The organism is Pantoea sp. R102 (assembly GCF_004916815.1).
GTDB lineage: Bacteria > Pseudomonadota > Gammaproteobacteria > Enterobacterales > Enterobacteriaceae > Pantoea > Pantoea dispersa.
Genome location: NZ_SDFT01000158.1, coordinates 1 through 21,700 on the forward strand (window position 1 = coordinate 1; position 21,700 = coordinate 21,700).

The window sequence follows — 21,700 nt, forward strand, 5'->3', positions numbered from 1 at the left end:
CGGCGGCAATCAGCGCATCGCAGCACGGCGGCGTCCGACCGTGATGGCTACAGGGTTCCAGCGTGACATAGGCGGTCGCACCGCGTGCGTGGTCACCCGCCATGCGCAGCGCGTGCACTTCCGCGTGCGGTTCACCAGCGCGCTGATGCCAGCCTTCGCCCACGATCTCGCCGTCGCGCACGATAACGCAGCCGACGTTAGGATTCGGGGTGGTGGTATATTGTCCGCGCCGCGCCAGTTCCAGCGCGCGCGCCATGTAGTGCGCATCGGTCATGGATTAATCCTGTAAGCGGGCGATTTCTTCGCCAAAATCACGAATATCTTCAAAACTGCGGTACACCGATGCGAAGCGAATATAAGCAACTTTATCCAGCTTCTTCAGCTCTTCCATCACCAGGTTACCAATCAGCTTGCTGGGAATTTCACGTTCGCCGGTGGCGCGCAGCTGGGTTTTTATGTGATTGACCGCATTGTCGACGGCATCCGCGCTCACCGGACGCTTCTCCAGCGCCTTCATCATGCCGCTGGCCAGCTTATCTTCGTTAAAGGGTTCGCGCACGTCGTTGCTTTTCACCACGCGCGGCATTACCAGCTCGGCCACTTCAAAGGTGGTAAAACGCTCATGGCATACCAGGCACTGGCGGCGGCGGCGCACTGAGGAGCCCTCACTAACCAGACGTGAATCAATCACTTTGGTGTCCACAGCGGAGCAGAATGGGCAATGCATGACGTTTCCTGTCGCGAGAATTGGGGGCAGATAGTGTAGCGCGTTCCCGGTTGCAACAAAATACAGGGCGCAGAATCGCCACCTGGCTCACAGCGACGCCTGACGGTTACAGCAAACCGTAAAAAGTTACTAAGCTTAGAGAGCCAATCCGGCTTAATGACAGGAGGATGTATGGGTTTATTCAATTTCGTCAAAGAAGCGGGTGAAAAACTGTGGGATGCGGTGTCAGGCGGCGATGACCAGAGCAAAAAGCTGCAGGAGCACATTAATCAACTCGGCCTGCCCGACAGCGATAAAGTGAAAGTCGATGTCCAGGGCGATACCGTGAAGGTCAGCGGTGACGTTATCTCGCAGGAGTTGAAAGAGAAGATTCTGGTGGCGGCGGGTAACGTGGCCGGCATCACCAAAGTGGAAGATAACGTCACCACCAGTGACAGCGCCACGCAGGCCGAATTCTACACGGTGAAAAAAGGCGATACCCTGAGCGCTATCTCGAAGCAGGTGTACGGCACGCCGAACGAATACAACAAGATCTTTGAAGCGAACAAGCCAATGCTGACGCATCCTGATAAGATCTATCCCGGCCAGGTTTTACGTATCCCTAAATAACCGGAAGGACATTGCATGACGTTCAGGATGATTTGGGTGCCGGCAGCGCTTGCTGCGCTGGTGCTCAGTGGTTGCAGCTCCACCCCCGCTTCACCTCAGGTCAAAGCGCTGCATCAGGAAGTGAGCCAGCTCAACCAGCAGATGCGCAAACTGACCAGTCAGGCCAGCGCGCTGGAGATTCAGGGGCAGCTCAATAGCCAGTCGACGCAGGGCGCATGGTTACTCCCGCAGGCGAATACGCCGGTAGAGCTGCAGACGCAGCTGGGTAAGCTGCGCCTGTCGCTGTCGCACGTTGAGGGGGAAGCCAGCGGCAGCCGCGCTAACCTGAATATCCGTTCAACCGATGATAAGCCGGTGCCGGCGCTCAGCGCCCGCGTGGTATGGGGCGAAATGGATCCCGCCAGCGGCAAGCCGCTGAACGCCGACAGCCTGAGCCAGACCATTACCGTGCCCGCCAGTCTGATGCCGCGCAGTTCGGTCAGCGTACCGCTGCGACTCAGCGGGCTGGCACCGGGTCAGCCCGGCTACGTGCGCGTGCATGATGTGCAGGCGGTGATGGACGCCAGCGGCGCGGTTGTCGCAGGCCAGTAATTCTGGCGTCAGGCATAAAAAAAACGGGCTGCACTCAGGCAGCCCGTTTCATTTCTCCGGCACAATTACGGCAGAATCGAAGGCTGATCGGCGCCCTCTTTCTCCACTTTCTGCACCAGCATGTGTTCACGCTTCATGCCCAGCTTCAGCGCCAGCGCGGACGACACGTAGATCGACGAAACGGTACCGATGGTGACACCGATCAGCATGGTCAGCGAGAAGCCTTTCAGCAGCGCGCCACCAAAGATGAACAGGATCAGGATCATCGCCAGTGTGGTGATCGAGGTGATCAACGTACGGCTCAGCGTCTGGGTCAGCGACACGTTAGTGATGTCGTAAGAAGAACCGCGACGGATTTTGCGGAAGTTCTCACGAATACGGTCGGAAACCACGATCTTATCGTTGAGCGAGTAACCAATCACCGACATCAGCGACGCCACAATCGTCAGATCGATCTCGATGTGGAACAGCGACAGAATGCCGCAGGTGATGATTACGTCGTGCGCCAGCGCCAGCACGGTGCCCAGCGCCAGACGCCACTCAAAGCGAAAGCCGATGTAGATCAGAATCGCAATCAGCGCCGACAGCAGCGCCATCGCCCCGGCCTGCGCCAGATCGCTGCCCACGCTCGGGCCCACGAACTCAATTCGCTTCACGGTCGCGTTCTGCTGCGTCGTCTGATTGATCGAGGCAACCACTTTGTTGCCCAGCTCCTGGCCTGCATTGCCGGTGGTCGGTGGCATACGCACCATCACATCACGGCTGCTGCCAAAGTTCTGTACCAGCGGCTCCTCAAAGCCTGCCTTCACCAGCCCGTCACGCAGCGCATCCAGATCCGCCGGCTTCTCGAGGTTGATCTCAATCACCGTCCCGCCGGTGAAATCGAGCCCCCAGTTAAAGCCGCGCACACCGATAATGGCGATGGACGCCACAATCAGCAGGCCGGAGATGATAAAGGCCAGCGTGTCCCAGCGCATAAAGTCGACGACTTTACGCCCATGGTTCAGCTGTTCAATACTATATTCCTGTGCCACAACGCACTCCTCAGATAGACAGCTTATTGATGCGTTTGCCGCCGTACACCAGGTTAACGATGGCACGGGTGCCGACGATAGCGGTGAACATGGAAGTCGCGATACCGATAGCCGTGGTGATCGCAAACCCTTTGATCGAGCCGGTACCGACCGCATAAAGAATGATAACTTTAATCAGCGTGGTGACGTTGGCGTCGACGATACTGGAGAAGGCGCCTTTATAGCCTTCATGAATCGCCTGCTGTACCGAGCGTCCGTTACGCAGTTCTTCTTTAATACGTTCGTTAATCAACACGTTAGCATCCACCGCCACCGCCAGCGTCAGCACGATACCGGCAATGCCCGGCATGGTGAGCGTGGCGCCCGGTAACAGTGACATGATGCCGACAATCAGCACCAGGTTGCACAGCAGTGCGCTGGTCGCAATCAGACCAAACTTCTTGTAGAACACCACCATAAAGATGATGGAGGCGATCAGACCCCACAGACAGGCTTCGAGACCCTGCGTGATGTTCTGCTGGCCCATGGTTGGACCGATGGTCCGCTCTTCCACAATCTGGATTGGCGCAATCAGCGCACCGGCACGCAGCAGCAGCGACAGCTGACGCGCTTCGTTCGGGTTGCTGATACCGGTAATTCGGAAGCTGTTGCCGAGGCGCGACTGAATGTTCGCCACGTTAATCACTTCTTCCTGCTTCACCAGAATCGCACGGCCGTTCGCATCTTTCTTACCGCTGTCCTTGTACTCCACAAACAGGGTCGCCATCGGCTTGCCGATGTTGTCCTTGGTGAAGTTGGACATGATGTTACCGCCGGCGCCATCAAGCGAGATATTCACCTGCGGCTGGTTGTACTCATCCATGCTGGACGTCGAGTCGGTGATGTGGTCACCGGTGAGAATCACGCGCTTGTACAGCACCACCGGCTGACCTTCACGCGTCTTTTTCACTTCCGAGTCACCCGGCACGCGGCCGCTGGCGGCTGCGCTCGGATCCACCGAGGTGTTGACCAGGCGGAACTCCAGCGTTGCGGTAGCACCCAGAATCTCTTTAGCACGCGCGGTATCCTGGATACCCGGCAGCTCAACCACGATGCGGTCAGCACCCTGACGCTGTACCAGCGGCTCAGCTACACCCAGCTGGTTCACACGGTTACGCAGGATGTTAATGTTCTGCTGCACCGCATATTCGCGCGCTTCGCTCAGACGCGCATCGGTCATCACCGCACGCAGCGTGTCGTTGCCAGCGCTGGTGATCACCAGGTCGCGATGGCGCGGCGTCAGATAGCTGATGGCCGCATCACGGCTGGCGCCGTCGCGGAAGCGTATTTCGGTGCCGTAGTTAGCGATTTTGCTAACGTTGGTGTAAGGGATATTTTTTTCGCGCAGATCGCTGCGCAGGCCATCAGCATTCTGCTCCTGCAGCTTGCCGAGGGCAGTATCCATGTCGACTTCCATCAGGAAGTGCACGCCGCCGCGCAGATCGAGGCCGAGTTTCATCGGTTCAGCGGCCAGCATGGTCAGCCAGCGCGGTGTGGCAGGGGCCAGGTTGAGCGCCACGACGAAATCTTCGCCCAGCGCATTGGTGATGGCTTCACGCGCGCGCAGCTGAATATCCGTGTTAGCGAAACGGGCCAGAATGGCACCATTTTCCAGCGCGAGGGATTTGCTCTGGATATTGTCTTGTTTTAATACGGTCTGGATCTGATCCAACGTTTGCTCACTGGCGGCGCCACCACGCGCACCAGTGATCTGAACGGCCGGATCCTCACCATAAAGGTTAGGAAGCGCATACAGCAGGCCGACGAGAATCACGACGACCAGCATGATGTACTTCCACAAAGGATAACGGTTTAACACGGCAGTTCCCTTCGGGAAGAATAAATTACAGCGCCTTCATTGTACCTTTCGGCAGAACGGCGGCCACGAAATCACGTTTAATCACTACTTCAGTGGTGTCGTTCAGGGCGATAGCGATGTAGCCGGTTTCAGCCACTTTCGTTACGCGTCCCACCAGGCCACCGTTGGTCAGCACTTCATCACCTTTGGAGATGGAATCCATCAGCTTTTTGTGATCTTTGGCGCGCTTCTGCTGTGGACGCAGGATCATGAAGTAGAAAATCAGACCAAAAACCACCAGCATGATCACCAGAGAATACGGACTTCCCTGAGATGGAGCGCCAGCTGCGGCCACGGCGTCAGAAATGAAAAAGCTCATTAAATTTCCCTCATTGATAGAATTATCAGACGTTTAACGGTGGAACCGCTTTGCCCGTCCGTTGGTAGAACTCGCTAACAAAGTGCTCTAATTTACCCTCTTCGATGGCCTGGCGTAAACCCGCCATCAGACGCTGGTAATAGCGCAGATTGTGGATGGTGTTCAGACGTGCGCCCAGTATTTCGTTACAGCGATCAAGATGATGCAAGTAGGCACGCGTGTAATTGCGACAGGTGTAACAATCACACTCCGCATCCAGCGGCGCGGTGTCATCTTTGTATTTCGCATTGCGGATTTTCACCACGCCATCGGTGACGAACAGATGGCCATTGCGCGCGTTACGCGTTGGCATAACACAGTCAAACATATCGATACCGCGGCGAACGCCTTCCACCAGATCTTCCGGTTTGCCGACGCCCATCAAATAACGCGGTTTGTCTTGCGGAATTTGCGGACAGACGTGTTCCAGGATGCGGTGCATGTCCTCTTTCGGTTCACCCACCGCCAGGCCGCCCACAGCGTACCCATCAAAGCCAATCTCTACCAGACCTTTAACCGAGACATCACGTAAATCTTCGTAAACCCCGCCCTGAATAATGCCAAACAGCGCATTTTTGTTACCGAGCGCGTCAAAGCGGTCGCGGCTGCGCTGCGCCCAGCGCAGTGACATCTCCATCGAGCGTTTAGCGTAATCCCAGTCCGCCGGATACGGCGTACATTCGTCGAAGATCATCACAATGTCGGAGCCGAGATCGTACTGAATCTCCATCGATTTTTCCGGGTCGAGGAAAATCGGATCGCCGTTGATCGGGTTGCGGAAATGCACGCCGGCTTCGGTGATCTTACGAATATCGCCGAGGCTGAACACCTGGAAGCCGCCGGAGTCGGTCAGGATTGGTCCCTGCCAGTGCATGAAATCGTGCAGGTCGCCGTGCAGTTTCATGATCTCCTGCCCCGGACGCAGCCACAGGTGGAAGGTGTTACCCAGCAGGATCTGCGCGCCGGTCTCTTTCACTTCTTCCGGCGTCATGCCTTTGACCGTGCCGTAGGTGCCGACCGGCATAAACGCCGGGGTTTCCACGACGCCGCGATCAAAGACCAGACGGCCACGGCGCGCGCGCCCGTCGGTGGTATCTAATTCAAATTTCACATTGACCTCTTTCGATAATCAGAGAAACAGTCTGATTACTCAGCCACCAACGATTTCGTCGGGAGCCTGTGGATTACGGGTGATGTACATCGCATCCCCGTAGCTAAAGAAACGGTACTGCTCCGCCACCGCGCTCTGATAAGCCGCCATGGTGTGTTGATAACCGGCAAACGCCGAGACCAGCATAATCAGCGTCGATTCCGGCAGGTGGAAGTTGGTGATTAGCGCATCAATCACCTGGTAGTGATAGCCCGGATAGATAAAGATCTGCGTGTCATCGAAAAACGGCGCGATCAGCCCATCCTGGCAGGCCTGCGCTGCGCTCTCCAGCGATCGCACCGAGGTGGTGCCCACCGCCACCACTTTGTTACCGCGCGCTTTGCACGCCAGCACCGCGTCCACCACGTCCTGCGGCACTTCGGCATATTCAGAGTGCATGATGTGATCGTTGATGTTCTCTACGCGCACCGGCTGGAAGGTGCCAGCGCCGACGTGCAGCGTCACAAACGCCATCTCCACGCCTTTCGCCTTCAGCGCCGCCAGCAGCGGCTCATCGAAGTGCAGACCGGCGGTCGGCGCTGCCACCGCGCCGGGGCGCGCGCTGTAGACCGTCTGGTACAGCTCGCGGTCAGCTTCCTCATCCGGACGATCGATGTACGGCGGCAGCGGCATATGGCCGACGCTGTTCAGGATATCCAGCACCGCGCGATCGTCCGCAAACTCGATTTCGAACAGCGCATCGTGGCGCGCCACCATGGTGGCTTTGACGCTTTCGTCGTCGCCCAGCAGTAATTCGGCACCCGGCTTTGGCGCTTTGGAGGCGCGCACGTGCGCCAGCACACGTTTGTCATCCAGCATGCGCTCAACCAGCATCTCAATTTTGCCGCCGCTGGCTTTACGGCCATAGACGCGCGCCGGGATCACCCGGGTATTATTGAACACCAGCAGATCGCCCGGATTGAGCTTATCCAGCACATCAGTAAACACGCCATGGTTCAGCGCCCCGCTCGGGCCATCCAGCGACAGCAGGCGACATCCGCTGCGCTGCGCCTGCGGATAGTGGGCGATCAAAGATTCCGGTAATTCAAAGGCAAAATCGGCTACACGCATGCATCACTTCTTCAGGACTCAAAAAACAGGCGGCATAGTTTAGCGGAAAAGTGGGCAATTCTGAACAACTGGCTGCGCCGGTGTGATTCTGCCTATAATGCGCCATGAACTTTCTTGCTCACCTTCACCTCGCAACCCTGGCCGACAGCTCACTGCTGGGTAATCTGCTGGCCGACTTTGTGCGCGGCAACGTTGAGGCGCAGTGGCCGCAGCCAGTGGTGGCCGGTATTGCCCTGCACCGGCGCATTGATGTGCTGACCGATAACCTGCCGGAAGTGCGCAGCGCGCGTCAGCTGTTCCGCGCCGAAACGCGCCGCGTAGCGCCAATCACCCTCGACGTGATCTGGGACCACTTCCTGGCGCGCCACTGGGATCAGCTGCATCCGGCGCAGTCGCTGTCCGCCTTTAGCGCCGCCGCCGAGCGCGACATTGTGCCGCAGCTGCCCGGCACGCCGGGCGATTTTATCGAGCTCAACGCGGTAATGTGGCGCGAACGCTGGTTTGAACACTATGCTGACCCGGCGCGGCTGGCGCGCGTGCTAAGCGGCATGGCGCATCGCCGGCCACGGCTGGCGGCGCTGCGCGACTCCTATCAGGATTTTGTCGACCACTACACCCAGCTCGAACCGCTGTTTTTCCAGTTCTATCCACGCCTGATGGCCGCCGCGCGCGCCCGGCAGCTGTGAAGCACAATTTGCCGCTGCCCCGCATTGCCTCCCCTTGCCAGCCGCAGCCATCTGCGGCTTAATGAAGCCTTGCTTAACTTTTGTTAAGCCAGTCACACAGCCATGGCGCTTTATCCGGCGTGGTTCGCCACGTCGATTGCCAGTGAATGATAAGAGGGAAAAATGTCATCAGCTACGCTAACCGAATTAGATGCCCGTTATCACTATGCCTGTGAGGTGGCGAAAACCGCCGCCAGCCGCGCGCTGGCGTGGTATCAGCAGCGCCATCAGCTGGTGGTGGAGCACAAGAAGGATTTGCAGGATGTGGTCAGCGAGGCGGATCGCAACGTTGAGCTGCTGGTAAAACACCTGATTCATGAGCGTTTTCCTGACGATGCGGTGCTGGGTGAAGAGAGCGGCGGTGACGTCAGCGGCGCGCGCTTTATCTGGGTCATCGATCCGATTGACGGCACCAGCAGCTTTCTTAATGGCCTGCACAACTGGTGCGTCTCGCTGGCGATTGTCTGTGACGATCAGCCGGTGATTGGCGTAGTCAGCGATCCTAATCATCAGGAAACCTTCCACGCCTGCCGCGGCAAAGGTGCCTGGGTGAATGACAAGCGCATTCAGGCACACAGCGCGCAGCGGCTCGATCAGGGGCTGCTGGGCCTCAGCAGCTCGAACAGCCAGCCGATTGAACCGCTGACCACCTTTATCAGCCAGCTGCTGGCGCAGGGCGGCATGTTTATCCGCAACGGTTCCGGTGCGCTGATGAGCGCCTGGGCGGCCGCCGGCCGGCTGATTGGCTATTACGAAGCGCACATGAATCCGTGGGATGGCCTGCCCGGCATTGTGCTGATGCGCGAAGCGGGCGGCGTCACCAACGATTATCTCAGCCACCATGGCCTGCAACAGGGTAATCCGGTGCTGCTGGCCAACGCGGTGCTCTATCCGCAGCTCAAAGCGCTGCTGCCGGCACAGCCAACGCTATGACACGTCTGCTGCTGAGCGCGCTGCTGGCTTTGCTGGCGCTCACCGCGCAGGCGCAGCCGCGCTACCAGCTGGAAAAAGTGGTAGAGATCAGTCGTCACGGCGTGCGTCCTCCCACCGCAGGTAACCGTACGGAAATCGAAGCCGCCACCCAGCGCGCCTGGCCGCGCTGGCGCAGCGCCGACGGCGAACTCACCGCACACGGTTATGCAGCGGTCGTGAATAAAGGTCGCTGGCAGGGTGAACACTATCGCCAGCTCGGCCTGCTGCGTGCCGGCTGTCCCGATGCCGGGCAAATCTACGTGCGCGCCAGTCCGCTGCAGCGCACCCGCGCCACGGCGCAGGCACTGCTGCAGGGTGCCTTTCCTGACTGCGATGTGGCAGTTCATCACGTCGCGGGGGCGGTCGATCCGCTATTTCAGAGCGAAAAACTGCCGTTCGGCCAAACGGATGCTGCCACGGAGCGGGCAGCGGTCGCGGCGCGCGCCGGCGATCTCACCGCACTGCAACAGCGTTTACAGCCCGCCGTGCAGCAGCTCAGGCAGGCGGTGTGTGCGGCAGATTGCCCGTTCTTCGATCGCCCCTGGCAGCTGAAGCAGAGTAAAAGCGGCCATACCTACGTGCAGGGTCTCAGCGTGCTGGCCAGCATGGCCGAAACCTTACGGCTCGGCTGGAGCGAAAATCTGCCGTTCAGCCAGCTGGCGTGGGGCAACATCACCCGGGCGCAGCAGATCAGCGCCCTGCTGCCGCTGCTGACCGCCAATTACGATCTGAGTAATGATGTGCCGTATATCGCGCAAAAGCGTGCATCGATTCTGCTCGACGCGGTAGTGCGCAACCTGCAGGACGATGCGGCGACGCCCTCCACCCGCTGGCTGCTGCTGGTGGCACACGATACTAATATCGCCATGCTGCGCACGCTGATCGGCTTCAGCTGGCAACTGCCCGGCTACGCGCGCGATAATATTCCGCCCGGCAGCAGCCTGGTGTTTGAGCGCTGGCGCGATAACCAGACGCAGACGCTGCTGTTGCGCGTCTATTTTCAGGCGCAAAGTCTGGATGCGCTACGCCAGCTAACGCCGATCGATCGGCAGCACCCGCTGCTGCGCCAGGAGTGGCATCAGCAAAACTGTCGCCAGACGGCGGTGGGTACGCTGTGTCCTTATCAATCGACGCTTGAGCACTGGCGCACCGCCATTGATCAGCGCGCGGTAATCCCCGTGGACTATCCCTGACGCCAGCCGCCGGGTTAAGCCAGACAGATTACGCTGGCTTATTCCTGCAGCGAAATTACAGCAATAAACTGCAAGCTGATGGGCACGGTTATCTGAGACTTTTCTTTTTTTTCCCTTAAAAGCGTTAGCGCTGTAAAACTGCGATATGCTGCACGGGTCAATCATCCCTTAGTAATACCTTTCTCTTTTTACATTTTTCGGCGACAGGATGCGCCGAGCTATTTTTACCCGCAGTAATAAAATCGTAAATTAACATTGAATAACTGGGATCCTGTTATGTCTGTACCTGTCTCGCTGCGCTATCGTCCGGATATCGATGGTCTGCGCGCTGTCGCCATTATATTGGTTGTGCTGTTCCACTGCGGCGTCAGCGCCGTGTCGGGCGGCTTTATTGGCGTCGATATTTTTTTCGTTATTTCCGGCTTTTTAATTGGCGGTATTATCAGTAAAGAAATTACCGCCGGCACCTTCTCGTTTTATCAGTTTTATTTACGCCGCATCCGGCGTATTGCGCCCGCCCTGTTTTTTATGCTGATGGTATTGCTGCTGCTCGGTTATCTGCTGTTATCCCCGCTGGAATTAAGCCAGCTGGCAAAATACAGCATGGCGGTATTTCTCTCGGTGCCCAATATGCTGTTACTGAAGAGCGGCGACTATTTCAGTGCAGATGCTGATCTCAATCCGCTGCTGATGACCTGGTCGCTGGGCATTGAGGAGCAGTTCTATATCGTGCTGCCGTTTATTCTGCTGCTGGCCGCGCGGCTGCGGCGCACAATGACGGGCATGGTGCTACTGCTCAGCCTGCTGTCGCTGGCCGGCTGCCTGTGGTTAACGCCCCTCTCCAGCACTCAGGCGTTTTATCTGCTGCCAACCCGCGCCTGGGAGCTGGGTGCCGGCGTGCTGCTGGCGCTGTGGCAACCCCGCCCCGTCACCGGCCGGCTGGCCAGCCTCTGTCATCTCGCTGGCTGGCTGCTGATCATCGGTGCCACGCTGTTACTCAGCCATAGCGATCGCTTCCCTGGCTGGCTGGCGCTGCTGCCGGTGCTGGCGGCCTGTCTGATGATCGGTGCACGCAGCCCGCTCAATCAGCGGCTGCTGGAGAACGCGCCGATGCGCTTCATCGGTAAAATTTCCTATTCGTGGTATCTGTGGCACTGGCCGCTGCTCAGTCTGGCGCGCATCTGCAGCGATCGGCCGCTCAGCATCTGGCAGGCGTTGAGCATCTGTGCCGTTGCGCTGGTCATCGCCAGGCTCTCCTGGCGCTTCATCGAACAGCCATTCCGTCGGGCGCGCAGCGGTACGCGCTGGCTGATCCCCGGCTACTGCGCCTCGTCGCTGCTGGCAGCCGGTGCCATGGTGCTGCTGTGGCAGAGCGGTGGCCTGAAATCGCGCGTCAGTGAAGCGGTGAAGCTCGGCGACGAATGGAAAGTCGCCGCCCAGCGCGATCCCTGCCTGCTGGATTACGGCGCCACGCGGCCCGCCCGCGATGCGCAGTGCCAGCCGCAGAGTGACACACCGGCGATAGCGCTGATTGGCGACAGCCATGCCGCCGCGCTGGCGGCCAACGTCGCCGATTACGCCCGGCGGCAGCAGAAACCGCTGTTTCAGCTGACCAAAGCCTCCTGCCCTTTCCTGCTTGACGCCACGCGCGCGATGCCGCAAAAACCGCAGCATGCACAGCAGTGCCTCGATTTTAATCAGCGGGTTTTGCCGATCATCCTGAGCGATAAAATAGACGAAGTGGTGATTAGCGCGTTCTGGGCGGCGGGCCTCAGTGAGCAGCCGGGCAGCGGATTCCGCAGTCTCCGCGATCCGGCGCAGGACAATCTGCAGGCGCTGAAAAGCGGGCTGGATACCGTGATGGCGCAGCTGCTGGCGGCGGGGAAAAAGATCACTCTGATAGACGATGTGCCGACCATCACGCTCGATCCGCTGCGCTACAGCCATAACCGCAATATGCCGCTGCGCCGCAGCCTGAATAGCTGGCTCAGCGCGCAGGATGGCGCGACGCTGGCGGCGGAACGCACGCAGCAGTTGCAGATGCCAAACGCATCGGTGGCAAATCTGTTAAAGAATTATCAACAGCATGGCGTGCGCGTGTTGTCACTGCAGGAGACGTTGTGTAATGCGCAGGGTTGTCTGGTCACTCATCAGGGCATGCCGCTCTGGTACGACAACAATCACCTGAATCCGTACGGCGGAGAGATGGCGCTGGGGAAAAACTGGTAATGCACCACGGGCGAAGTCTCGCTTCGCCCGTGGTAAAGTTACTTACGCTTTACGTTTCTTCGCCAGCGGCCACGCCAGCAGCAGCAGAACAATCCACGCAAACCCGACGTACAGCGAGATACGCGTATCCGGGAAGTAGCCAATCAGCGCGATGATAAAGGCAAGGAACAGCACCCCCACCCACGCCGTAGCACTGCCGCCCGGCAGAGCAAACTGCAGCTTACCGGCCTGCTCTTTGCCGATTTTGTGGCGGAACGCGATCTGCGACAGCAGAATCATAATCCACACCCACACGGTGGCAAACGTCGCCAGCGAGGCAATCACCAGGAACACTTTTTCCGGCATCAGATAGTTGAGGTACACCGCCACCAGCATGGCAAGCATCATCACCAGCACCGTAACCCACGGAATGCCGCGATTCGATACCTTCATAAACATCTTCGGCGCATGTCCCTGCTGCGCCATACCGTGCAGCATGCGGCCGACGCCAAACACATCGCTGTTAATCGCCGACAGCGAGGCAGTCAGCACCACAAAGTTCAGAATGGAGGCGGCGGCGGCGATGCCAAGGTGCTGGAAAGTCAGCACGAACGGGCTGCCTGCGGTACCGACCTGGTTCCAGTGATAGATCGACATGATCACAAACAGCGTGCCGACATAGAACACCAGAATGCGCAGCGGTACGGAGTTGATGGCACGCGGGATCGATTTCGCCGGATCTTTAGCTTCGCCGGCGGTGATGCCAATGATCTCAATGCCGCCGTAGGCGAACATCACCATCTGCAGCGACAGCAGCATGCCGACGATACCATGGGCAAAGAAGCCGCCGTTGGTCCACAGGTTATGGATGCCGGTCGGCTGACCGCCGTTGCCGATGCCCCAGAAAATCATGCCGAAACCGGCCACGATCATGATGATGATGGTGGCAACTTTGAAGAAGGAGAACCAGAACTCCACTTCGCCAAACACCTTCACGCTCATCAGGTTGATGGCGCCGATGATCAGCACCACCGACAGCACCCAAATCCAGTGCGGCACCTCCGGGAACCACACGCCCATGTAGATACCAAAAGCCGTGACGTCGGCGATCGCCACAATCAGGATTTCAAAGCAGTACGTCCAGCCGGTGATATAGCCCGCCAGCGGTCCGAGGTAATCCTGCGCGTAGCGTGAAAACGAGCTGGCCTGCGGATTGTTAACCGACATCTCGCCCAGCGCGCGCATGATGATATACGCCACGGCGCCGCCGATGATGTAGGCCAGCAGTACGCTGGGGCCTGCCATTTTGATGGCATCTGCCGAGCCGTAAAACAGCCCGGTGCCGATCGCCGATCCCAGCGCCATAAAACGGATGTGGCGCGTGCTCAGTCCGCGTTTGAGCTTATTGGTTTCTTGCATAACAAACAGTACCTGTGGAAATGAAAAAACCACGGGCAAGCCCGTGGTCGGAATTAACAGCGATGTCGCTTACTGGTGAACGGCAACCTGCTCACGCCCTTTCACCCGGTCAACCACCGCAGCAATCACCAGCATCGCCAGTGACGGCGGCAGCCAGGAGAGTCCCTGATCGGCCAGCGGCAGATGCTGGCTAAACAGCGGCAGCGCATCTTTAAAGCTGGTGGTTTTGATGGCGTCGACGATACCAAACAGCAGGCTGATCAGCATGGTTGGCGCAATGATGCGCGTACTGCGATTCCACCAGCTCAGGGTAAAGCTTAGCACCACCAGTACGATGCATGGCGGATAGATAGCCGTCAGCACCGGAATCGAAATCTGAATCAGGTGGCTGAGACCGAGGTTCGACACCAGCATGGCGAACAGGCCGAGAATAAACACCAGCGCTTTATACGACAACGGCAGGTATTGCGCAAAGAATTCTGCGCAGGCGCAGGTCAGGCCCACCGCCGTAACCATACAGGCGACGAAAATCAGCGCGGCGAGGAAGACACTGCCCATGCCGCCGAAGGTCTGCTGCACGTAAGCATGCAGAATCGCCGCGCCGTTAGCGTTCTGATCGACAATCGCGCCGCTGCCGGAGCCCAGCTTGAACAGGCTGAGGTACACCAGCGTCAGGCCAACACCGGCGATCACGCCGGCCAGCATGGTATAGCGCGTCAGCAGTTTGCTGTCTTCCACGCCACGTGAACGCGCCGCATTAACGATGACGATACCGAACACCAGCGCGCCGAGCGTATCCATGGTCAGATAGCCGTTCACGAAACCGCTTGAGAAGGCCGCACGCTGGTAGTCGGCGGTGGCCGGCGAAATGCCGCCAGCCGGCCACAGCAGCGCCGCGACGCCCAGAATGGTCAGCGCGACAATTTTCAGCGGTGCGAGGAAGTGACCGACGGTGTCCAGCAGCTTGCCCGGATAGAGCGAAATGCCAATCACCAGCGCGAAGTACACCAGGCTATAGATAAACAGCGGCAGCGGGCCGTCGCCGGTCAGCGGCGCAATCCCGACTTCAAATGAAACGGTCGCGGTGCGCGGCGTGGCAAACAGCGGTCCGACGGCGAGATAGCACACGGTGGCGAGCAGCAGACCGGCCGCTTTACCAATCGGTGAGCTGAGCGCATCAATACCGCCGCCGACGCGCGCCAGCGCGATCACGGTCATCACCGGTAAACCAACCGCGGTGATCAGGAAGCCGAAGGCGGCAATCCAGACATGTTCACCAGACTGAATACCGACCATAGGCGGGAAAATGATGTTTCCTGCGCCAACGAACAGGGCAAAGGTCATGAAGCCCAGCGCCAGGATATCCCTGGAGGTTAAACGATGTGTCATAAACTTCTGTACTGCCTGTAGCTGATGTTGCGGTGGAAGTTGGGTTTGTGTTGTCCCCTGGATGCGCGAAAACAATGGCTTAACTGGCTTGACCAGTGCGTTATGCGGGCCGAATCGGTACAGCGCAGGTGATTTAAACTGCTTTTCTTCTGTTCACAGAGGGATGAATCGACAACGGCGCAAATTAAAACGTTTATAGCGAAGAAAGGCAATACGGGATCGGAAAACCAGAAGGATATAACAGGAAAGCGTCAGAACGTAGTGGATAAGCAGGAAATAGTCGGAAAACACCTGAGATGATTTGCTTAAAGTTTCTGCAAAGCGGGCGATCTCCTTGCAGAAACCGCCGCAGGGATGCACAAAAGGCGCGCTTTACGCGCCTGTTTGCACAACTTTACAGCATCACCACACCTGTTGTGCGATGTCGACAACCAGACGAATCTTCTGCCACTGCTGCGCTTCGGTCAGGCTGTTGCCCTCTTCCGTTGACGCAAAGCCACACTGCGGGCTGAGGCAAATCTGGTCGAGGCTGACAAACTGCGCCGCTTCCTGCAGGCGCGCCTTCACCTGTGCAGCGTCTTCCAGCTCGCCGGTTTTGGTGGTGATCAGCCCTAATACCACCTGCTGATGACCCGGTTTGATGAAACTTAGCGGCTCAAAGCCACCGGAGCGCTCATTATCGTACTCGAGGAAAAACGCGTCGATGTTCACGCTGCCAAACAGAATTTCCGCTACCGGCTCGTAGCCGCCTTCCGAGATCCAGGTCGAGCGGAAGTTACCACGACACACGTGCAGGCCGACGGTGAGATCCGCCGGTTTATCTTCCAGCGCGCGATTCAGCACCTGCGCATAAATGTGCGCCAGCTGTTGCGGATCTTCACCGCGCTCGCGAATTTGCTGCTGCTGATCGCCTGAACACAGGTACGCCCACACGGTGTCATCCAGCTGCAGATAGCGGCAGCCAGCGTCGTAAAACGCCTTAATCGCCTCTTTGTAAGTCTGTGCCAGATCGGCGAAGTACTGCTCCAGATCCGGATACACCGTGGCATCAATCACTTTACGGCCGCCGCGGAAGTGCAGCACGCTCGGGCTGGGAATGGTCATTTTCGCCACCGCATCGCCGGCCACGCTTTGCAGGAAGCGGAAATGGTCCAGCATCGGATGCTGCGGGTTAAAAGTGACTTTACCGGTGACCTTCACGCCGTGCGCTTTGGTCTGCACGCCGTTGAACTGAATGCCCTGATCGGCCTCAAACAGCTCAACGCCGTGCAGATGGCCAAAGAAATCAAAGTGCCACCAGGCGCGGCGGAATTCTCCGTCGGTCACTACCTGCAGACCGCTGGCGCGCTGCTGCTCCACCACCTGGCGAATCGCATCGTCTTCTACCTGACGCAGCTGGTCGGCGCTGAGGGTGCCGCTGGCGAACTGCTCGCGTGCCTGCTTAATGGCAGCGGGACGCAGAAAACTGCCGACGGTATCGGCGCGGAACGGGGCGGTGTTGCGTTGCATATTCACTCCTGCACTGGCGCATAATTGCGTCAGGGTATAATTGCGCATGGTTATTTTTGGCCATCTGGATGGCTATATGTCCATAAGAGTGACATGCCGCCCTGCCGGCGGCAATAGAAGAAAATTCAGGGGACGTGAAAAAAATTCATGACCGGTCAGCGTGAATTAGTTTTGCGCAATCGCCGCGCGCGCCTGCGCGATCTGGCTGTCGGACAGCGGCAGGTAGCCGGCCTCCGTTACGCGGCGCTGCCCCTGCGCAGAGAGCACCTGCTGCAGAAAGGCGGCGACCAGCGGCGGCAGCGGTTTGCCGGGTGCTTTGTTAACGTAGATATACAGCGGGCGCGACCACGGATAACGGCCGCTGCGGATCGATTCGGCATCCGGCATAACGCTGTCGCCGCTGGCGGTGACGATCGGCAGGGTTTTCACGCCGCTCAGGTGAAAGCCAAAGCTGGCGTAGCCGATGCTGTTCGGCGTGCTGGCGACCGCCTGCACCACCGCCGCCGAGCCGGGAAACTCCGCGACGTCAGCGCGGAAATCGCCGCGACACAGCGCCTGCTGCTTGAAAAAGCCCCAGGTGCCGGAAGCGGAGTTACGGCCAAAGCGCTGAATACTGCGCGTTGCCCAGTTCGCCGTATGCAGACCAACATCGCCCCAGCGCTGTGGCACCTGCTGTGCGCCGCATAGCCGCGTCACGGAGAACAGCGCATCCAGCTGCGGCTGACTGATGGACGGCAGCGGATTGTCCTGATTAACCACCACCACCAGCGCATCCATCGCCACCGGCACCGCCAGCGGTGCATAACCATAGCGCGCGATAAACAGCTGACGCTCATCCACCTGCATCGGCCGGCTCATGGCGCCAAGCTGAGCGGCCCCGGCGGCCAGCGCGGTCGGCGCCGTCGACGATCCCGCCGCCTGCACCTGCACGTTGACGCCCGGCGACTGACGGCTGAAATCTTCGCCCCACAGCGTCATCAGATAGCCCAGCGTGTCCGAGCCCACGCTGCTCAGGTTGCCGGTCAGCATGCTTTGCTGAGCCGTCGCCAGCAGTGGGCACAGTAATAAAAGAGAGAGCAGCAGCGATTTCATCACAGAGTCCGGTGGCGTTTACTGCGCCACATTCTCGCGGATTCCGTTCGCCACAATCAAGCGCGGTGGCAGCACGAAGCGAAAGCAGGTTTCCTGATGCGGCACGCTGCTGATCTCCAGCCGCGTGGTGTGGTGGCCGAGCGCGTGCTTAACAATGGCCAGCCCCAGCCCGCTGCCGCCGGTGGCGCGCGAGCGCGCTTTATCCACGCGGTAGAAGCGTTCGGTCAGGCGCGGCAGATGCTCCTCGCTGATGCCGGGCCCGTTGTCGCACACTTTAAATTCGGCGCCCTGTTTGGTGCGCAACCAGCTGATGTCGATGCGCGTGCCATCCGGCGTGTGGTTCACCGCGTTATACACCAGATTGGAAATCGCGCTGCGCAGCTGTTCATCATTGCCGAATACCTTCAGGTGTGGATCGGTATGGAAATGGATGCTGTGACGGCCCTGGCTGAGGGTTTCCGCCTCGCGCTGCAAAAGCAGCAGCATGGTCGGCACATCCACCGTCTCTTTCAGATCAATGGCGGGGGCCGCTTCGATGCGTGACAGCGTCAGCAGCTGCTTCACCAGGCTGTCCATGCGTCGCGTCTGCTCCTGCATGGTACTGAGCGCCTTGCTGCGGGTGCGTTCGTTCATCCCGACATCGTCCATCATCTCCAGATAGCCCTGCAGCACCGTCAGCGGGGTACGCAGCTCATGGCTGACGTTGGCGAAGAAGTTACGCCGCGCCCCTTCCAGCTGGTGCATCTGGGTGACATCACGCGCCACCATCAGCCACTGCCCTTCGCTGTAAGGCATGACGCGGAACTCCATGTGATGCTGATTATTCAGCACCAGCGTCAGCGGCTTGTTGAAGTCGCGCTGGCGGATATAGCGGGAGAATTCAGGGTAGCGCAGCAGGTTGAGGATATTCTGGCCGTTATCTTCCGGCCAGCGCAGCCCGAGATGCTGCTGGGCCAGACCGTTACACCAGAAAATGGTGCCCTCTTCGGTGGTGAGCACCACCGCGTCCGGCAGCGATTCGGCCCCGCTGCGAAAGCGTTTGATCAGATTGCCCAGCTCGCGCCGGCGGCGGCGATTGCGCAACTGCATTTGATACAGGCCGTAAAACAGCGGTTCCCAGCTGCCGCGCCCGGTGGGCGGCGTCATTGAACGATCAATCCACAGCCAGTGCGACAGCCGCATCAGATTTTTGAAGTGCCAGAACAGCACGCCGCACACGGCCAGTAACAGCCACCATGGCAGATAGCCAACCAGCAGACCCAGCACCAGCGCAGGCAGACACACCAGCGCCAGCTCGGTCAGTAATCTCTTCCAGGAGAGTCGTTCCAGCACGGTAAAAGACTCCGTTTAGTAGCGGGCAGAGAAACGATACCCTGTTCCGCGAACGGTTTGTACCATGCGATCGTGACCGGAAACTTCCAGTGCTTTACGTAAACGACGGATATGCACATCCACGGTGCGGTCTTCCACATACACGTTAGTGCCCCACACGTGATTCAGCAGCTGTTCGCGGCTGTATACGCGCTCCGGATGCGTCATAAAGAAGTGCAGCAGTTTGTATTCGGTCGGCCCCATTTCCAGCGGCGTGGTTTCGGACATCACGCGATGCGAGGAGGGATCGAGGCTCAGCCCCTGCATCTCAATCACCTCTTCCACCGCCATCGGTGAGATGCGGCGCATCACGGCTTTAATGCGCGCCATCAGCTCTTTGGGCGAGAACGGCTTGGTGATGTAATCATCGGCGCCCACTTCCAGCCCGCGCACGCGATCTTCCTCTTCACCGCGCGCCGTCAGCATCATCACCGGAATATCACGCGTCATGGCTTCACGCTTTAAATGTTTGATGAACTGAATGCCGCTGCCGCCGGGTAACATCCAGTCCAGCAGAATCAGATCGGGCCAGGGTTCGATCAGCTTGCCAATCGCGCTGTCATAGTCCTCAGCCTCAATCGGCTGGTAATCGTTTTGTTCCAGCACGAAACATAACATTTCACGGATGGGAGCTTCGTCTTCCACAACCAAAATGCGCTTAGCCATTATTACTCCTGCGATTGTGACGGCATGTCACGGGGGTTTGCGGCGCCATTATGCGTCAGTTTTGTGACACTTTTATGAAAAACCCACCTCATGATAATCAGATAAAAAGCGCAATTGTGACAACCGGTTTCGCTTTTTTTTCATTGCGTTGTTAAGCGGTTATAATGCCGCTTTGCGATAGCAGGCACGGAGCATTCATGCGCATTATTCACACCGCTGACTGGCATCTCGGTCAGTTCTTTTACAGCAAAAGCCGCGCCGCCGAGCACCAGCAATTCCTCGACTGGCTGCTGGCCGCGATTGTGCAGCATCAGGTGGATGCGCTAATCGTCGCTGGCGACCTGTTTGATACCGGTTCGCCGCCCAGCTACGCACGCGAACTGTTTAACCGTTTCGTGGTGGCGCTGCAGCCCAGCGGCTGCCAGCTGATTGTGCTGGCCGGCAACCATGATTCGGTCGCCACGCTGAATGAATCGCGCGAGCTGCTGGCCTGCCTCAATACCCGCGTCATTACCAGCGCCACGCCCGGCGGCGAGCAGCAGGTGCTGACGCTGCAACAGCGCGACGGCACGCCGGGCGCGCTGCTGTGCGCCATTCCCTATCTGCGTCCGCGCGACATCCTGCGCAGCCAGGCGGGTCAGTCCGGTCGCGATAAGCAGCTGTCGCTGCTACAGGCGATTGAGCAGCACTATCAGCACTGTTATGCCGCCGCCGTGGCGCAGCGCGAAGCCATGGACAGCGCGCTGCCGATCATCGCCACCGGGCATCTCACTACTGTGGGCGTCAGCAAGAGCGATTCGGTGCGTGATATCTACATCGGCACGCTGGACGCCTTTCCGGCGCAGGCCTTCCCGCCAGCCGACTACATTGCGCTGGGCCACATCCATCGTGCGCAGCGCATCGCCGACAGCGATCACATCCGCTACAGCGGTTCGCCGATTGCGCTCAGTTTTGATGAGCTGGGGCGTGAGAAAAGCGTATTCCTGCTGGAATTTAGCACCCGGCTGGAGTCCGTCACACCGCTGGTTATTCCGTCATTCCAGCCGATGCAGATGTTAAAAGGCGCCATGGCGGAGATTGAACAGCAGCTGACCGCGTTTCACACCTATGAAGGCGATCTGCCGGTGTGGCTGGATATCGAAATCACTACTCAGGAGTACCTGAGCGACCTGCAGCGCCGCATTGAACAGCTTACCGACGCGCTGCCGGTTGAGGTGCTGCTGGTGCGCCGCAGCCGCGATCAGCGTCAGCGCAGCCTGGCGCGGCTGGAGAACGAAACCCTGAGCGAACTGAAAGTTGAAGAGGTGTTTGCCCGCCGGCTGGCGCTGGAGGAGCAGCTGGAGGATGAACAGCGCGCGCAGTTAACGCAACTGTTTCGCAGCACGCTGGCGACGCTGGAGGATCCGGGCGCATGAAAATTCTGACGCTGCGTTTTAAAAACCTCAATGCGCTGCGCGGCGAGTGGTTTATCGATTTCCGCCGCGAGCCGTTTGCCAGCAACGGGCTGTTCGCCATCACCGGCGCTACCGGCGCGGGTAAAACCACGCTGCTGGATGCCATCTGTCTGGCGCTCTATCACCAGACGCCGCGCCTTGGTGGCCTGTCGCAGAGCGAAAATCAGCTGATGACGCGTGACACCGCTGAATGCCTCGCCGAAGTGGAGTTTGAGATCAAAGGTGAAGCCTGGCGCGCCTTCTGGAGCCAGAACCGCGCGCGCGG

General features: G+C 58.8%; 21 protein-coding genes. 8 read left to right on the forward strand and 13 right to left on the reverse strand.

Going from position 1 to position 21,700, the window contains the following annotated elements:
• Both ribD and nrdR read right to left on the reverse strand, forming a co-directional pair.
• A partial coding sequence (gene ribD, locus ERD80_RS16455; protein WP_136547680.1) for a bifunctional diaminohydroxyphosphoribosylaminopyrimidine deaminase/5-amino-6-(5-phosphoribosylamino)uracil reductase RibD occupies nucleotides 1-274 on the reverse strand: 274 nt, incomplete at its 3' end.
• 3 nt (nucleotides 275-277) lie between these two features.
• Nucleotides 278-727 carry a transcriptional regulator NrdR gene (gene nrdR, locus ERD80_RS16460; RefSeq protein WP_031279647.1) on the reverse strand — a complete coding sequence of 150 codons (450 nt, stop codon included), beginning with the start codon at nucleotides 725-727 and terminating at the stop codon, nucleotides 278-280.
• 171 nt (nucleotides 728-898) lie between these two features.
• Here nrdR and lysM point away from each other — a divergent pair, with 171 nt between their 5' ends.
• Both lysM and ERD80_RS16470 read left to right on the forward strand, forming a co-directional pair.
• Entirely contained in the window at nucleotides 899-1,336 is a 438-nt protein-coding gene (gene lysM, locus ERD80_RS16465; RefSeq protein ID WP_136547682.1) for a peptidoglycan-binding protein LysM, read from the forward strand.
• Between the two features lie 15 nt (nucleotides 1,337-1,351).
• Nucleotides 1,352-1,927 carry a DUF3251 domain-containing protein gene (locus ERD80_RS16470; RefSeq protein WP_136547684.1) on the forward strand — a complete coding sequence of 192 codons (576 nt, stop codon included), beginning with the start codon at nucleotides 1,352-1,354 and terminating at the stop codon, nucleotides 1,925-1,927.
• A 65-nt stretch (nucleotides 1,928-1,992) separates the two neighbouring features.
• Here the strand turns inward: ERD80_RS16470 and secF are convergent, their stop codons facing one another.
• The 5 genes from secF to queA are packed head-to-tail and all read right to left on the reverse strand — an operon-like array spanning nucleotide 1,993 to nucleotide 7,437.
• Entirely contained in the window at nucleotides 1,993-2,961 is a 969-nt protein-coding gene (gene secF, locus ERD80_RS16475) for a protein translocase subunit SecF (protein ID WP_021507157.1), read from the reverse strand.
• 10 nt (nucleotides 2,962-2,971) lie between these two features.
• A complete protein-coding gene (gene secD / locus ERD80_RS16480; protein ID WP_136547687.1) occupies nucleotides 2,972-4,819 on the reverse strand; it encodes a protein translocase subunit SecD in 1,848 nt (615 codons plus the stop codon).
• A gap of 25 nt (nucleotides 4,820-4,844) precedes the next feature.
• Nucleotides 4,845-5,177 carry a preprotein translocase subunit YajC gene (gene yajC / locus ERD80_RS16485; protein WP_021507155.1) on the reverse strand — a complete coding sequence of 111 codons (333 nt, stop codon included), beginning with the start codon at nucleotides 5,175-5,177 and terminating at the stop codon, nucleotides 4,845-4,847.
• Nucleotides 5,178-5,202: 25 nt separating this feature from the next.
• On the reverse strand, nucleotides 5,203-6,327 hold the full coding sequence (gene tgt, locus ERD80_RS16490) for a tRNA guanosine(34) transglycosylase Tgt (RefSeq protein WP_021507154.1): 1,125 nt from the start codon (nucleotides 6,325-6,327) through the stop codon (nucleotides 5,203-5,205).
• Nucleotides 6,328-6,366: 39 nt separating this feature from the next.
• Entirely contained in the window at nucleotides 6,367-7,437 is a 1,071-nt protein-coding gene (gene queA / locus ERD80_RS16495; protein ID WP_058769378.1) for a tRNA preQ1(34) S-adenosylmethionine ribosyltransferase-isomerase QueA, read from the reverse strand.
• Between the two features lie 104 nt (nucleotides 7,438-7,541).
• On the opposite strand from queA, the gene ERD80_RS16500 reads away from it, so the two are divergent.
• From ERD80_RS16500 to ERD80_RS16515, 4 genes are all read left to right on the forward strand, one after another.
• Nucleotides 7,542-8,123: an ACP phosphodiesterase gene (locus ERD80_RS16500; protein WP_058781210.1), complete on the forward strand. Its 582-nt coding sequence runs from the start codon at nucleotides 7,542-7,544 to the stop codon at nucleotides 8,121-8,123.
• 162 nt (nucleotides 8,124-8,285) lie between these two features.
• Complete coding sequence (locus ERD80_RS16505) at nucleotides 8,286-9,095, forward strand: inositol monophosphatase (RefSeq protein WP_021507151.1); 810 nt, start codon at nucleotides 8,286-8,288, stop codon at nucleotides 9,093-9,095.
• The gene (locus ERD80_RS16510; protein WP_136547688.1) at nucleotides 9,092-10,327 is read left to right on the forward strand and encodes a histidine-type phosphatase; all 1,236 of its coding nucleotides are present in this window, start codon (nucleotides 9,092-9,094) and stop codon (nucleotides 10,325-10,327) included. The genes ERD80_RS16505 and ERD80_RS16510 overlap by 4 nt, the downstream gene beginning before the upstream one ends.
• Nucleotides 10,328-10,603: 276 nt before the next feature.
• Entirely contained in the window at nucleotides 10,604-12,556 is a 1,953-nt protein-coding gene (locus ERD80_RS16515; RefSeq protein WP_136547690.1) for an acyltransferase family protein, read from the forward strand.
• Nucleotides 12,557-12,598: 42 nt separating this feature from the next.
• On the opposite strand, the gene proY is transcribed toward ERD80_RS16515, so the two are convergent.
• The 6 genes from proY to phoB all read right to left on the reverse strand — a co-directional run bounded on the left by proY (nucleotide 12,599) and on the right by phoB (nucleotide 19,981).
• Complete coding sequence (proY, locus tag ERD80_RS16520) at nucleotides 12,599-13,954, reverse strand: proline-specific permease ProY (protein WP_136547692.1); 1,356 nt, start codon at nucleotides 13,952-13,954, stop codon at nucleotides 12,599-12,601.
• Nucleotides 13,955-14,023: 69 nt separating this feature from the next.
• On the reverse strand, nucleotides 14,024-15,343 hold the full coding sequence (brnQ, locus tag ERD80_RS16525) for a branched-chain amino acid transporter carrier protein BrnQ (protein ID WP_021507147.1): 1,320 nt from the start codon (nucleotides 15,341-15,343) through the stop codon (nucleotides 14,024-14,026).
• Between the two features lie 402 nt (nucleotides 15,344-15,745).
• Nucleotides 15,746-16,852 carry a cobalamin-independent methionine synthase II family protein gene (locus ERD80_RS16530; protein ID WP_021507146.1) on the reverse strand — a complete coding sequence of 369 codons (1,107 nt, stop codon included), beginning with the start codon at nucleotides 16,850-16,852 and terminating at the stop codon, nucleotides 15,746-15,748.
• A 165-nt stretch (nucleotides 16,853-17,017) separates the two neighbouring features.
• The gene (locus ERD80_RS16535; RefSeq protein WP_058781206.1) at nucleotides 17,018-17,944 is read right to left on the reverse strand and encodes a phosphate ABC transporter substrate-binding protein PstS family protein; all 927 of its coding nucleotides are present in this window, start codon (nucleotides 17,942-17,944) and stop codon (nucleotides 17,018-17,020) included.
• A gap of 18 nt (nucleotides 17,945-17,962) precedes the next feature.
• The gene (gene phoR, locus ERD80_RS16540; protein WP_059010574.1) at nucleotides 17,963-19,276 is read right to left on the reverse strand and encodes a phosphate regulon sensor histidine kinase PhoR; all 1,314 of its coding nucleotides are present in this window, start codon (nucleotides 19,274-19,276) and stop codon (nucleotides 17,963-17,965) included.
• Between the two features lie 15 nt (nucleotides 19,277-19,291).
• Complete coding sequence (phoB, locus tag ERD80_RS16545; RefSeq protein WP_021507143.1) at nucleotides 19,292-19,981, reverse strand: phosphate response regulator transcription factor PhoB; 690 nt, start codon at nucleotides 19,979-19,981, stop codon at nucleotides 19,292-19,294.
• 197 nt (nucleotides 19,982-20,178) lie between these two features.
• On the opposite strand from phoB, the gene sbcD reads away from it, so the two are divergent.
• The gene (sbcD, locus tag ERD80_RS16550) at nucleotides 20,179-21,396 is read left to right on the forward strand and encodes an exonuclease subunit SbcD (protein ID WP_136547694.1); all 1,218 of its coding nucleotides are present in this window, start codon (nucleotides 20,179-20,181) and stop codon (nucleotides 21,394-21,396) included.
• The coding region (locus ERD80_RS16555) for an AAA family ATPase (protein WP_136547696.1) at nucleotides 21,393-21,700 on the forward strand (308 nt) is incomplete at its 3' end. The genes sbcD and ERD80_RS16555, both read left to right, overlap by 4 nt.

Bases quoted from the DNA above. Each gene is read 5' to 3' on its own strand.
- nrdR (WP_031279647.1), bottom strand. From the start codon at position 727: ATGCATTGCCCATTCTGCTCCGCTGTGGACACCAAAGTGATTGATTCA.
- lysM (WP_136547682.1), top strand. From the start codon at position 899: ATGGGTTTATTCAATTTCGTCAAAGAAGCGGGTGAAAAACTGTGGGAT.
- ERD80_RS16470 (WP_136547684.1), top strand. From the start codon at position 1,352: ATGACGTTCAGGATGATTTGGGTGCCGGCAGCGCTTGCTGCGCTGGTG.
- yajC (WP_021507155.1), bottom strand. From the start codon at position 5,177: ATGAGCTTTTTCATTTCTGACGCCGTGGCCGCAGCTGGCGCTCCATCT.
- queA (WP_058769378.1), bottom strand. From the start codon at position 7,437: ATGCGTGTAGCCGATTTTGCCTTTGAATTACCGGAATCTTTGATCGCC.
- ERD80_RS16500 (WP_058781210.1), top strand. From the start codon at position 7,542: ATGAACTTTCTTGCTCACCTTCACCTCGCAACCCTGGCCGACAGCTCA.
- ERD80_RS16505 (WP_021507151.1), top strand. From the start codon at position 8,286: ATGTCATCAGCTACGCTAACCGAATTAGATGCCCGTTATCACTATGCC.
- ERD80_RS16510 (WP_136547688.1), top strand. From the start codon at position 9,092: ATGACACGTCTGCTGCTGAGCGCGCTGCTGGCTTTGCTGGCGCTCACC.
- ERD80_RS16515 (WP_136547690.1), top strand. From the start codon at position 10,604: ATGTCTGTACCTGTCTCGCTGCGCTATCGTCCGGATATCGATGGTCTG.
- proY (WP_136547692.1), bottom strand. From the start codon at position 13,954: ATGCAAGAAACCAATAAGCTCAAACGCGGACTGAGCACGCGCCACATC.
- brnQ (WP_021507147.1), bottom strand. From the start codon at position 15,343: ATGACACATCGTTTAACCTCCAGGGATATCCTGGCGCTGGGCTTCATG.
- ERD80_RS16530 (WP_021507146.1), bottom strand. From the start codon at position 16,852: ATGCAACGCAACACCGCCCCGTTCCGCGCCGATACCGTCGGCAGTTTT.
- ERD80_RS16535 (WP_058781206.1), bottom strand. From the start codon at position 17,944: ATGAAATCGCTGCTGCTCTCTCTTTTATTACTGTGCCCACTGCTGGCG.
- phoB (WP_021507143.1), bottom strand. From the start codon at position 19,981: ATGGCTAAGCGCATTTTGGTTGTGGAAGACGAAGCTCCCATCCGTGAA.
- sbcD (WP_136547694.1), top strand. From the start codon at position 20,179: ATGCGCATTATTCACACCGCTGACTGGCATCTCGGTCAGTTCTTTTAC.